At 64.1% G+C, this 13,354-nt stretch carries 6 protein-coding genes; 5 read left to right on the plus strand and 1 reads right to left on the minus strand.

Annotated elements, in window-relative coordinates:
• Positions 1–246 precede the first annotated feature (246 nt).
• The 5 genes from IPV69_RS08740 to IPV69_RS08760 all read left to right on the plus strand — a co-directional run bounded on the left by IPV69_RS08740 (position 247) and on the right by IPV69_RS08760 (position 10,618).
• Positions 247–1,746, plus strand: a complete 1,500-nt coding sequence (locus IPV69_RS08740; protein ID WP_206294696.1) for a circularly permuted type 2 ATP-grasp protein — start codon at positions 247–249, stop codon at positions 1,744–1,746.
• A gap of 57 nt (positions 1,747–1,803) precedes the next feature.
• Complete coding sequence (locus IPV69_RS08745; protein ID WP_206294697.1) at positions 1,804–2,838, plus strand: alpha-E domain-containing protein; 1,035 nt, start codon at positions 1,804–1,806, stop codon at positions 2,836–2,838.
• Positions 2,839–2,935: 97 nt separating this feature from the next.
• On the plus strand, positions 2,936–3,955 hold the full coding sequence (locus IPV69_RS08750) for a transglutaminase family protein (RefSeq protein WP_206294698.1): 1,020 nt from the start codon (positions 2,936–2,938) through the stop codon (positions 3,953–3,955).
• Positions 3,956–4,162: 207 nt separating this feature from the next.
• Positions 4,163–7,744 carry a transglutaminase family protein gene (locus tag IPV69_RS08755; protein ID WP_206294699.1) on the plus strand — a complete coding sequence of 1,194 codons (3,582 nt, stop codon included), beginning with the start codon at positions 4,163–4,165 and terminating at the stop codon, positions 7,742–7,744.
• 261 nt (positions 7,745–8,005) lie between these two features.
• Positions 8,006–10,618: a circularly permuted type 2 ATP-grasp protein gene (locus tag IPV69_RS08760; RefSeq protein WP_206294703.1), complete on the plus strand. Its 2,613-nt coding sequence runs from the start codon at positions 8,006–8,008 to the stop codon at positions 10,616–10,618.
• A gap of 889 nt (positions 10,619–11,507) precedes the next feature.
• Here the strand turns inward: IPV69_RS08760 and IPV69_RS27705 are convergent.
• Positions 11,508–12,950 carry a C2 family cysteine protease gene (locus tag IPV69_RS27705; RefSeq protein ID WP_206294704.1) on the minus strand — a complete coding sequence of 481 codons (1,443 nt, stop codon included), beginning with the start codon at positions 12,948–12,950 and terminating at the stop codon, positions 11,508–11,510.
• Positions 12,951–13,354: the final 404 nt, after the last annotated feature.

Below are 13,354 nucleotides of genomic sequence, written 5' to 3' on the forward strand. Positions count from 1 at the left end.
GCCAGACTGACTCGGGATCGCCGGACCAGCCGCGCTACATCCGGCACGACAGGAACAACGGGTTATGGGGCCGCTCGGCTCGCTTCTCCGGGGAAAATCATGAGCGCCAACCGATCAACTCAACTTTCCCTTGCATGATGCGCCCATCCCACTAAACTCCCCACCGGCGAGAGAGGCGGTCGGCCCGGTTGACGGTGTGGCTGATCGGACCGGGCACGATCAAACGAGGAGATCGGAACCGGCTGAATGTTTCAAAACTACGAACTCGACGGGCTTTACGACGAAATGTTCGTCGAGCAGGGCAAACCGCGCGCACATTATGCGGCCGCTTCAGCTCGCTTGGAGGGTATGGGTCACGATGCCTTCCTCAAGCGCGTCGGCATGGCCGACCTCACCTTCCGCAATCAGGGCGTTACCTTCACCGTCTATAAGGACTCGGCCGGTGTCGAGAAGATCTTCCCCTTCGACCTGATCCCCCGCATCATCCCCGCCGACGAATGGACCAAGATCGAGAAGGGGCTGGTGCAACGACTCGCGGCGCTCAATGCGTTCTGCCACGACATCTACCACGACCAGCGCATTCTGAAGGAAAAGGTCATTCCGCCGGAATTGATCTACGGCGCTAAGTTCTTCCGCCGAGAGATGTTCGGCGTCAACGTCCCGCGGAACACGTACATTCATATCTGCGGTACCGACCTGATCCGATCGAAAGAAGGCGAATACCTCGTCCTGGAAGACAACGGTCGCACGCCCAGCGGCGTGTCCTACGTGCTGGAAAACCGCACGGTGATGAAGCGCGTATTCCCGGCCCTGTTCAGCGCCTATCGCGTGCGGTCGATCGAGGACTACCCGTACAACCTGCTGCAAACCCTCCGGTACTCGGCCCCGAGCCATGCCCATGACCCGACGGTCGTCGTGCTCACGCCCGGCGTTTTCAACTCGGCGTACTTCGAGCACAGCTTCCTGGCCCGGCAGATGGGCGTGGAAGTGGTCGAAGGCCGCGACCTCGTCGTCGACAGCAACTTCGTCTACATGCGGACGACGGCGGGCCTGAAACGGGTGGACGTGATTTATCGCCGGATCGACGACGACTTCATCGACCCGCTCACGTTCCGCCCGGACAGCGTGCTGGGCGTGCCCGGGCTGATGAACGCCTACCGCTGCGGCAACGTCGCGCTGGCCAACGCCTGCGGGACGGGCGTCGCCGACGACAAGGCGGTCTACCCCTACGTGCCGCGGATGATCAAGTTCTACCTCGGCCAGGAAGCGATCCTGCCGAACGTCAAAACCTACATCTGCGCCGAGGACGACGACCAGAAGTTCGTGCTGGCGAACCTCGACAAGCTGGTGGTGAAGGCGACCAACGAATCCGGCGGTTACGGCATGCTCATGGGCCACCAGGCGACCAAGGCCGAGCGGGCGGAGTTCGCCGAGAAGATCAAGGAAGACCCGCGTAACTACATCGCGCAGCCCATCGTGCAGCTCAGCCAGTGCCCCAGCTTCGTGGACGGAAAGTTCGAAGGGCGCCGGGTCGATCTTCGGCCGTACATCCTGTACGGGGAAAAGACGATCGTCATGCCCGGCGGCCTGACCCGCGTGGCGCTTCGCAAGGGCAGCCTGGTGGTGAACAGTTCTCAGGGAGGTGGGTCGAAGGACACGTGGGTACTGGAAGAGGGGGATACGCCCCCGCCGGCCCAGATGGCGGCGCTGCCCGCCGACGCGCGGCAGGTGCCCGTGGGTGTCTAACCAGTCCGATCGTGCCGAGCACCGAGTGCTCGGCGCTTGTTCCCCGGTATTCATCAAATGACTCCTCTTCCTTCTACTGTCCTGGAGCCGGTCGATACGATCGCCCCGAAATTCCGGTCGCACCGGGCATCGCGTCCGATGCTCGCGCGCGACGCCGACTCGATGTACTGGATGAGCCGATACGTCGAGCGGTCCGAGCACGTTGCCCGGCTTCTGCTGGTGAACTCCAACCTGTTGATGGACGTTGGCGAGTTGGCGCCGACGCTCGAACAGAAGCAGTGGCAGGGCCTGCTGCAGATTCTGCGACTCGATCCGGAGCTGCCCCAGGGCGAGTCGTCGCTGTCGTCCCGCGTGGGCATGTTCCTGACGTTCGGCCACGACAACCCCAACAGCATTCTCAACTGCGTCACGCGGGCCCGCGAAAATGCCCGCGCGATTCGAGACAACATCTCGGCCGAGATGTGGGAGTCGATCAATACCCTCTACTGGTCGCTCAAGAGCGACGACGCCCGCGCACACCTCGAAGAGTCGCCGGAAGAGTTTTACCGGCACATCATGACCGGCTCGATGCTCTTCCAGGGCCTGACCGACCAGACGCTGGCGCACGACCAGGGGTGGCGATTCACGCAGCTCGGAAAGTACCTGGAGCGGGCTGACATCACCTGCCGGGTGATCGAGACGCGGTTTCACATTCTCCGCTCGGCCGACGGCGTCATTGCCGGCGCGCTGCGGAACATCTACTGGATGGCCGTCCTGCGGAGCTGCTGCGCGATCGAGTTTTATCGCCGGCAACACGTGGGCGACATGGACCCGATCAAGGTGGCGTCGTTCCTGATCCTGGAGCCCAACTTCCCGCGGAGCATCCGCTTCTCGGTGCAGCAGTCGTATCGGGCCATGAGCGCGATCCGGGCGGAGGTCAACCCGCTGGCGATCGACCCCGCCGAGCGCGTGCTGGGCCGCCTCAATGCCGACCTCGAATACGCCGAGGCCAACGAGATCATGGACGAAGGCCTGCCGAACTACCTGCTCCGTATCCAGAACGACCTGGCCGAGGCGGCGATCGCCATGCAGAAGAACTATTTCATGTTCTAGGAGAGTCGTCAGTCGTCGGTCGTCAGCGGTCAGAGAAGAAGGATGTGACTCATCTCTTTTCTGACTACTGACTACTGACTACCGACTACTGAAAAGTATGCTTCTCAAACTCATCCATCGCACCGAGCTGGACTACTCCGACTTGATCAGCGAGTCGGTCATCGAACTGCGCATGTCGCCGCGGCAGGAGCTGGACCAGCACCGGCTCTCGTTCACCCTGGCGATCGGCCCGGCCACGCCGGCGCTGAGCTACTTCGACTGGCTCGGCAACCTGGTCCATTCGTTCACGGTCAACAGCTTTCACCGGCGGATCGAGATCGAAGCCACCAGCATTGTCGAGACCGACCGTCCGCGCCCGCAGGTGGAGAAGTTCTCCGATACCTGGCCGATCGATCCGGCGCTGATCGATTACAAGTACTACGACTTTCTTCAGTTCGGCAACCCGGTCGTCGATTCGCCACAGCTCCGCGAACTGGCGGCGATGATCAACGCACAGCCCGGCGACAGCCTGGGCGAAATCGCGCTGCGCTGCCTGCACCTGATCAATGACAAGTTCACCTACAAACAGGGCGTGACCAACTCGGCCAGCCCGATTACAGAAATTCTTCAGCACGGCCAGGGCGTCTGCCAGGACTTCACGCACCTGATGATCGGGCTGGCGCGGGCGCTGCGGATTCCGGCGCGTTACGTGAGCGGCATCGTCCATCCCGACGCCCAGAAATACCGCGGTTTCACAGAGACCCACGCCTGGTGCGAACTGTTTATCCCGTCGGCCGGCTGGGTGGGGTTTGACGTAGCCAACAACTGCATGGTGGGTGGCAACTTCGTCAAGGTCGCGATCGGTCGGAACTTCCTGGACGTGCCGCCCAATAAGGGCGTTTACAGGGGCAAGGCGGGCGAAAAGATCAGCGCCAGGGTCAGCAGCGAGGTGCTCCACGCCATCCCCGCCGACATGGCCGCCGAACGCGTCGAAGCGCTGACCGTCCCGACGTTTCCCACTGGCGTGGTCATTCACAGGGACATGATCAATCAGCAGCAGGAACAGCAGCAGCAAGGCGTCTATACCCAGCAGCAGATGCAGCAGCAGCAACAGGCGTATCGGAAGACGCTGAGGTGAAAGTGCTGCGTGCCGCGACGAGGTACAGATTACCCATTCCTCCATCAGAGGCGTGGCACAAGGCACTTTTAACCTCCGGCTCATCTGATTGTGGCTCGCCAACAACCGGGGTATCGCTATACTTCGCCGCAACCAGCCGCGACTCGATATCGCAAGACTACCGCATCCCAGCACCCGCTTTAATCTCGACCACGAGCAAGACATCCCATGGCCATTCGTGTTGCCCTGACTCACAGGACCCGCTATCGGTACCCCAAGCCCGTGTGGCTCTCGCCGCACGTCGTGCGCTTGCGCCCCGCGCCCCACTGCCGCACGCCGATCCTCAGCTACTCGTTGAAGGTCACGCCCTCCGATCACTTTGTGAACTGGCAGCAGGACCCGTACAGCAACCGGCTGGCCCGGCTGGTGTTTCCGAAGAAGACCAAAGAGTTTGCGATCGAAGTCGATCTGGTCGCCGAACTGACGGTCATCAATCCGTTCGATTTCTTCGTTGATAAGTACGCTGAAGAGTTCCCCTTTACCTACGACGAGACCCTGCAGAAGGAGCTGGCGCCCTACCTCGCCGCCGCCCCGCTGACACCGAAGCTGACGACCTTCGTCGAGGAAGCCCGCAAGTGCGCGGCGAAGGAAGACGGGAAGAACCCCCGCACGATCGATTTCCTGGTCGCGCTCAACTCCAAGATCCAGCACGCGGTTAAGTACCTGATCCGCCTGGAGCCCGGCGTGCAGACGCCGGAAGAAACCCTCGAAAAAGCCTGCGGCTCGTGCCGCGACAGCGCCTGGCTGATGGTGCAGGTGCTTCGCAACGTGGGGTTGGCGGCGAGGTTCGTGTCGGGCTACCTCATCCAGCTGACGCCGGACGTCAAATCGCTCGACGGTCCCAGCGGCACGGCCGTTGACTTCACCGACCTGCACGCCTGGACCGAAGTCTACCTACCCGGCGCAGGGTGGATCGGCTTCGATGCCACCAGCGGCCTGCTCGCCGGCGAGGGCCACATCCCGCTCGCCTGCACCGCCGATCCCGTCACCGCCGCCGCCATCACCGGCTTCTTCTCGACCGACGACCAGGAGGTCACCGAGGCCGACCCCGACGACCACGCGCTCCATGGGGGCGGCGGCGACGACGGCGACTTCGAGTTCCACATGTCGGTCACGCGAATCCACGAGGATCCGCGCGTCACCAAGCCCTACACCGACGAACAATGGGCCGCGATCGAAGCACTCGGCCACCAGGTCGATGCCGACCTGAAAAAGGCCGACGTCCGCCTGACCATGGGCGGTGAACCGACGTTCGTGTCGATCGACGACATGGACGGCCCGGAATGGAACACCACGGCCCTTGGGCCGATGAAGTACCAGCGCGCCAACGAGCTGCTCCGCCGGCTCCGCGACAAGTTCGCGCCCAACGGCCTGCTGCATCACGGGCAGGGCAAGTGGTACCCCGGCGAATCGCTCCCCCGCTGGTCGATGGGCATCTACTGGCGCAAGGACGGCGAGCCGATCTGGAAGAACAAGGCCCTCTTCGCCGACGAGCACAACAAGACCCGCGTCTACACCGACGAAGATGCCCGGGCGTTCATGCACGCGCTGGTCGAGCGGCTGGACATCTCCCCGCGATTCATTAATCCCGGCTTTGAAGACGTCTGGTACTACCTCTGGAAGGAACGCCGACTGCCCGTCAATGTCGACCCGTTCGACAGCAAGCTCGAGAACAAGGAAGACCGCCAGCGGCTGGCGAAGATCTTCGAGCAGGGGCTCGACAAGGTGGTCGGCTATGCCCTGCCGCTCCGCCGCGATTACTACACCGATGGGACCGGTGCCTGGGTGTCTGGCGACTGGTTCTTCCGTCCCGAGCGCATGTACCTGATCCCCGGCGATTCGCCGATGGGCTATCGGCTGCCGCTGGATTCGATTCCGTGGGTGGTCAAGAGCGACTACCCGTTTGTTCACGAGCTCGACCCCTGGGCCGAACGCAGCCCCCTGCCCTCGCGCGATGCGTTCAGCCGGCAGCGCTACCTGACGACCAGCGTGCGCGAAGGGACCAATCCGCTCGGGTTTCAGGAGCAGGTGCTCGGGCCCGCCGAGACGTTTGACGTTGGTCCGGAGTTCCGCATTGGATCGGGTGTCGGCGGTTCGGCCGGCAACGGCGGCATCGGTCGCGGGCCGGGAACCGGCTCCGGCACCGGCCCGGGATCGGCCGCCAATCGTGGCGAACCCCGCTTCCGCCGACCCGCACGGAGCGAAACCCCTCCGCTGCAACCGGTGGAAGGCGAATCCGCGCCATGGATCGTCCGCACCGCGCTGTGCACCGAAGTGCGCGGCGGCGTCCTCCGCGTGTTCATGCCGCCGCAGCGCTTCCTCGAAGACTATCTCGAGCTCGTCACGGCGGTCGAAGACACCGCCGAGGCGCTGCAGATGCCGGTCCTCCTCGAAGGCTACACCCCGCCTTACGACATCCGGCTGGCCCACATCAAGGTCACGCCCGACCCGGGCGTGATCGAGGTCAACACCCAGCCGACCGAAACCTGGGACGACCTGGTCAAGAACACCGAGATCCTTTACGAGGAAGCGCGCCTCAGCCGACTCGGCACCGAGAAGTTCATGCTCGACGGCCGGCACACCGGCACGGGCGGCGGCAACCACATTGTGGTCGGCAGTTCGATCCCGTCGGATTCGCCGTTCCTGCGCCGCCCCGACCTGCTCAAGAGCCTGATCGGCTACTGGCACAACCATCCGTCGCTGTCGTTCCTGTTCAGCGGCATGTTCGTCGGGCCGACGAGCCAGGCACCACGCGTGGACGAGGCCCGCAACGACCAGGTCTACGAACTGGAAATCGCGTTCAAGCAGGTCCCCGACCACGGCACCATTCCGCCGTGGCTCGTTGACCGGATCTTCCGCAATCTCCTGATCGACTCGACGGGCAACACGCACCGTGCAGAGTTCTGCATCGACAAGCTCTACTCCCCCGACAGCGCGACCGGACGCCTGGGGTTGCTCGAGATGCGGGCGTTCGAGATGCCGCCGCATGCCAGGATGAGCCTCACGCAGCACCTGCTGCTGCGGGCGCTGATCTCCAAGTTCTGGAAGCAGCCGTACACACACCGGCTCGTGCGGTGGAAGACCGAAATCCACGACCGCTTCCTGCTGCCGCACTTCGTGAAGCAGGACATGGAAGACGTCATCGACGACCTGAACGAAGCCGGCTATCCGTTGCAGGACGAGTGGTTCGCCCCGCACATGGAGTTCCGCTTCCCGCACTACGGCTCGATCGAGCAACGTGGCATCGTCCTGGACATCCGCCAGGCGATCGAACCCTGGAACGTGCTCGGCGAAGAAGGTGCCGCCGGCGGCACCGTGCGGTTCGTCGATTCGTCGGTCGAGCGCCTTGAGGTCAAGGTCACCGGCATGGTCGACTCGCGCCACACGATCGCCGTCAACGGCGTGCGCGTGCCGCTTCACCCGACGGGGCAGAACGGCCAGTTCGTTGCCGGCGTCCGCTACCGCGCCTGGCAGCCGCCCAGCTGCCTTCATCCGACCATCGGCGTCCATTCGCCGCTCATCTTTGACGTGATCGACAACTGGGCCGGTCGCAGTATCGGCGGGTGCACGTACAACGTATCTCACCCCGGCGGCCGCAGTTACGACCGATTCCCGGTCAACGCGTACGAGGCCGAAAGCCGTCGGATCAGCCGGTTCTTCAAGTTCGGGCACACACCGGGCAAGATCCGGGTGATTGAGCCGACCGTCAGCAAGGAGTTCCCGTTCACGCTCGACCTGCGGCGGGTGTAGACGATGCCCAGCCGAACGAGGGGCGGGCATTTCGGCCTGTCCCTCGGGCCCGGAGAGGTTGTCCGACCGCCGGGGCATTGATTGCGCGTGCCGATCAGCCCGGGCGGCTTTTGCGATTGTCAGATCGATATTGCATGATCGGTCGCAAATACCGCACCCTAGAACGGACGATGACGTATAACCGACACGTTCCGATCAGGACTCGGGCGTGTACGACGCTCCCAAAGGTGAGTCACCGGCAAGGAAGCCATTCGCAACCTCATGACCGTCGACGTCAAAGATCCCCCTCGCCCCGCGCCGCTGCCTCCGCCGCCCGCGCCCGGCTTCGCCGCCGGCTACGTGCCGCGCACTGCTAACGCCGACGAAATGGTCGAGGCCGACGGCTCGCTGCGTCCGCACTGGCGGATGTTCGTCAGCATGCTCGACGACATGGGCCGCGCCGAGGTCACCCGCCGCTGGGAGCAGGCTCGCCGGATCATTCGCGAGAACGGCATCACCCATAACGTCTACGGCGATCCCAACGGCCTGGACCGCCCGTGGAACCTCGACCTCATTCCCCTGCTCATGCCCGCCGACCAGTGGCGGACCGTCGGTCAGGGCCTTACCCAGCGGGCCAGGCTCCTCGACCGCCTGCTCGCCGACCTGTACGGCCCGGCCGAGTCCATCGCGCTGGGCCTGCTGCCACCCGAGCTGGTTTACGCCAACACCGGCTACCTCCGCCCGTGCCACGGCATTCGCCCGCCGAAGGATCGCTGGCTCCACCTGTACGCCGCCGACATCATCCGCGCCTCCAACGGGCAGTTCATGGTGCTGTCGGACCGCACCCAGGTCCCAAGCGGTGCCGGCTACACGCTTGAAAACCGCATCGTCCTCTCCCGCACGCTGCCGACCGCTTTCCGCCAGTGCAACGTCCAGCGCCTGGCCGCGTTCTTCATGACGCTGCGGCAGACGCTGGTGAACCTGGCCCCGGCCAACCGTGAAAACCCGCGAGTCGTCCTCCTCACGCCCGGCCCGTACAACGAAACCTACTTCGAGCACGCCTACCTCGCGCGCTACCTCGGCTACACGCTGGTCCAGGGCAACGACCTGACCGTCCGCGACGGCAAGGTGTTCCTTAAGACCCTCAGCGGCCTGCAGCGCGTCGATGTCATCTTCCGCCGCGTCGATGACGACTACTGCGACCCGCTGGAACTCTTCGGCGGATCGTTCCTGGGCGTGCCCGGCCTGATCGAAGCCGTCCGCGAAGGCACCGTCGCCGTCGCCAATGCCTTGGGCAGCGGCGTTCTGCAGGCGCCGGCAATCCTCTCGTTCCTTCCGCAACTCTGCCGGCATTTCCTCGGCGAAGAACTGCTGATGCCGTCGGTCCAGACCTGGTGGTGCGGCGACCCCAACTCGCTTTCCTACGTCCTGGACAACCTGTCCCGGCTTGTCGTCAAACCCGCCTATCCGACCCGCGGGTCCGACCCCGAGTTCGGCACCGAGATGACGCGCGACCGGCTCGCCCAGCTCGCGTCGCGCATCCGCGCCCATCCCGACCGCTACGTCGCCCAGGAACAGATCGAAACGCACAACGCGCCGGTCCTCCTCAGCGATCAGGGCAGCGGACCGCACGTGCAGAGCCGCCGATTCGTCGTCCGCTCTTACCTCGTCGCCGACGGCAACGGCTACGACGTCATGCCAGGCGGGCTGACCCGCGTCACCGGCTCCACCGACACTCTGATCGTCTCGCTGCAACAGGGCGGCGGCAGCAAAGACACCTGGATTCTGTCCGACGGGCCCGTCGGCGACCTGACGCTGCTGGCGTCGGCGTCGCAGCCGGTCGAGCTCAGTCGCGGCGGCGGCGACCTGCCCAGCCGTGTCGCCGATGACCTGTACTGGCTCGGCCGCTACGTCCAACGGGCCGAAAGCTACGTCCGCCTGACCCGCGCCATCTTCGGCCGGCTCACCGACCCCAGCGTCATCGAAAGCCCGACGACGATCGAAGCCCTGGTTCACGCCCTGCTGGGTCGCTCCAAGCTGGGTGTCGGCGGAAAGCCCGACCCCTCCTCCAACAGACGCCGACAGGGCGCACCCACCGACCGCGAACTGGTCGGCGAGGTCTTCAATGCCGCCGACCGCGCCGGGCTGCGGGCGACCATCCGCCACGTTCACGCGCTGGCCCGGGTGCTCCGCGACCGCATTTCCGCCGACGCCTGGCGCATCCTCCAGACGATCGAGCGCGACGTCGCCGACTTCAACGTCAATGTGGACGACGACCAAGTGCCCACCGTCCTGGAGCTGCTGAACAAGCTGATGAGCGGCTTCCTCGCCTTCGGCGGCGTGGCGGCCGAGTCGATGACCCGCGGCCAGAGCTGGCGCTTCCTCGACATGGGCGCACGCCTCGAACGCGCCGGCGCGATCGCCCGGCTGGTCAACCTGATGCTCGTCGAGGCCGACCCCGCCGAAGAGTCCAGCCTTCTCGATGCCGTCCTGGAAGTCGCCGACTGCTCGCTCACCTATCGCCGCCGGTATCTCACCCAGCTCGAGATGCCCGCGGTGGTCGATCTGCTGCTGGCCGACGAAACCAACCCGCGGGCCGTCGCGTTTCAGGTGGCGGCGATCGAAGAACACCTGCGTGCCCTGCCCCACGCCGCCGCCCATCCACGCCAGAACCCCGACCTGCAGGCGGCGATGCGGCTCCGCGGCCTGATCGGGCTGGCCGACATCCAGTCGGCGTGCGATCTCAACGCAAGTACCCGCCCGGGTCTGGAGAAGCTGCTGAAAGACGCGACCGAGCAGCTCGGCGCGATCGCCGACGCCGTTAGCCAGAACTATTTCAGCCACGCGACGGTCAGCCGCAGGTTGATCGGCCCTGGCGAAGACCGGGTGGGCTGAGGATTCCAGCGGGCTGAGATCGACCCACCGGCGATCCGACGCGCCGACTCTCTGGAAGAGCCGCGCACGCAGTAAGCGGACGTCAACGCTTAACCGCGCCACTCCCGCTTACTTCGTGCGCGGCTCTTTCCGTAAATCGAACCCGCGATTGCCGAACGAACCCAACGCCGCATCGCCAAACGAACCCGAGCCGTCCATTCCAACCGCTGTCCGTGACACGGCTTTCCAAGCCGTGCGAGGTGGGTCACACGTCGTAAGGCACTCATCCTCTATGCGTCCGACGCTTTCAGGTGCCGCGCACGAAGTAAGCGGACGTTGACGCAAAATCGCGCAATCCCGCTTACTTCGTGCGCGGCTCCTTCACACGCTCGCGTACCCCGGCATTGTCCTTCGCCGAACGAACCCAGCGCAACGTTGCCGAACGAACCCGAGATCGCCAAACGAACCCAAGAGTCAGTACCCTTGCGTGCCGCCTGCCGCCGACCAGTCCACCAGATCTTGAAGCCGGCGCGTCGCCGACCCAGAGCCAAAACAAGAAAACCCGCCAATCCAGCCAGATTGGCGGCGATCCATGTTCGTATTATATTCGGTGCCCGTTCCAAGGAAAGAAAAAACCGTTCGTCGGACTGCTAACGCAGAATCGATGAACGCCAAGACGCAGAGACGCCAAGGACGCGATTCAGGGCGTCGCAATTCTTGGCGTCTCGGCGTCTTGGCGTTCAATCCCGTTTCGGACGACGGCGATTTCATCATCCTGGTCAGACGTCTCGTGATGATCTGCGTAACAAGTCATCTGCGTTGACCCACCCGGCAATCAACAAAGCCGGGGCGACCCCGCATGGAGGTCGTCCCGGAAGCACTTCCCAACCGGCTTTTCGATCACAAGGTGCTAGGCGTTGCCCGCGGAGACTCCGGCACAAACGTACATCGCTTCGTTCATCGTCAGGCCGATGTAACCGTCGTTGGCTCCCTGCTGAATCGGGCCGTCCTTCGCCCAGGGGTTGCGGAGCACCAGGATCGGCTGGCCGAACATGTCCTGGCTGAGGCCGGCGACCGAGTACGCATGCAACTCGACCGCGGGCGTGCCGCTGAAGGTGCCGATCTTGCCGGTACCGAAGGTCACGATCTTGCCCTGCTGCGCTTTGGTCGCGATCCAGTTGAACATCGCCATCCCGTTGGCGAACGGGTTCATCCCGAACTTGTTCGCTTCGATGTTCTTCACGCCGAGGTAGCCCATGCCTTCGTCGAGGAACCCGCCGTCGATCCGCTTGTAGCTGGCGAAACCATTGTTGGCGAAGTTGCCGCTCTTGGTGCGGAACATGGTGAGGGCCTTCTCCATGATCGCGACCCAGCTCGAGTTGCCGGCACCCAGGCGGCAGCCCATCAGTTGGCCGTCCTTGCCCATGGGCAGGTCGGCGTCCACGCGGACATACGCATCCGCCGCGCCGTTCTTCAACCGCACGGCAAACGTCCCGTCGCCGAGATCGACCACGCTCTGGCGGATGCGCTCGGCGTTCTTTGCGGCCACCGACGAGAGGGTGCTGATGAAGTAGCACGACCCGACGTTGCCCTGGCGGATGTCATCCGCGGCCGGGCCGGCGGCGGAGAACAGCGGCTGATTCTTCACGTTGATCGTGCCCACGGCGTTGTAGCCGGAGACATCCGAGTCGGCGAAGTTCTGGCCGAGCAGTTCTTTCGACGGCGTAACAGTCACGGCCTTACCGCCGACCATGGTCTTATAGCTGACGAACGACGAGATCTTATGAACCGCGCCGACGCCGTTCTCGGCAGAGTCGGCATCGCTCACGGTGTCGGTGCTGTCGAGCCAGAAGCCGTCACGGCCGGCGCCGCCGGAGAGCATATCCGTGCTGCCGCCACCGATAGAGACGAGCGTGTCGTTGCCGTTGCCGCCGGCCAGGATGTCCTTGGCGCCACCGCCGCGGAGGAAGTCGTTGCCGTCGCCGCCGTTGAGGGTGGCGGGGACGGTGACGTTGGCGTCGACGATGATTCGGTCATTACCGCCGAGGGCGTTGACGACGATCTGCGAGACGGTCTTGGTGATGACGCCGACCAGTTTGCCTTCAGCGCTAACGGCGATTCCGCCGGTCGCGGTACGGCTGAACTGAATGTTGTCGGCCTTGGCGCTGGCGGTGATCACGAGCGCCGGGGCGGTCGTGGCGGCGACGGGCTGAAGGGCGTAGGTCGCCGACATCAACTGACGGCCTTCGAGTTGTTCGAAGTGGCTGATGCTCTTGGTGGCCTTGGCGGCCTTGGTGGAGGTCTGGTGAGAGGTCTTGGACATCCGGAACGCATTGACAAGTGAACGGAACATGGCGAATCCTCGAAAGTGGAAGTTTTCGAAAACGCCAGCTAGTCCAGGAACTCTGGTGCCTCACACGAGGCAGGCCGGCGGAATGCTTCAACACCAGAGGTTCGAGAAGGGCAGCGCGATCTGGCCGAAGGCCAGCGGCGGTAGAATTGGGGCCGGAAGCGGCCTTAATGAAATGACGCAAGCCAATATTTAATAGAGACTTATGTAATTATCGATGTGAACTGAATCCGATAGCCCCGAATGGGGCAGTAGGACGGCCATACTCGCCGACGCTTGCGTCCCCTGCGGCGTCAATCGTTCCGTGGCCGGGTGCGCCAGCCCTACAAGTCCTCCCGACCAAGGTTCTAAGTTTCGGGTCGGACAGCGCGTGCCGTTTATGTGACCTTTCTCCGGCAGTTTTTCGA

The organism is Humisphaera borealis, assembly GCF_015169395.1.
GTDB lineage: Bacteria > Planctomycetota > Phycisphaerae > Tepidisphaerales > Tepidisphaeraceae > Humisphaera > Humisphaera borealis.

Bases quoted from the DNA above. Each gene is read 5' to 3' on its own strand.
- IPV69_RS08750 (WP_206294698.1), top strand. From the start codon at position 2,936: ATGCTTCTCAAACTCATCCATCGCACCGAGCTGGACTACTCCGACTTG.
- IPV69_RS27705 (WP_206294704.1), bottom strand. From the start codon at position 12,950: ATGTTCCGTTCACTTGTCAATGCGTTCCGGATGTCCAAGACCTCTCAC.
- IPV69_RS08760 (WP_206294703.1), top strand. From the start codon at position 8,006: ATGACCGTCGACGTCAAAGATCCCCCTCGCCCCGCGCCGCTGCCTCCG.
- IPV69_RS08755 (WP_206294699.1), top strand. From the start codon at position 4,163: ATGGCCATTCGTGTTGCCCTGACTCACAGGACCCGCTATCGGTACCCC.
- IPV69_RS08745 (WP_206294697.1), top strand. From the start codon at position 1,804: ATGACTCCTCTTCCTTCTACTGTCCTGGAGCCGGTCGATACGATCGCC.
- IPV69_RS08740 (WP_206294696.1), top strand. From the start codon at position 247: ATGTTTCAAAACTACGAACTCGACGGGCTTTACGACGAAATGTTCGTC.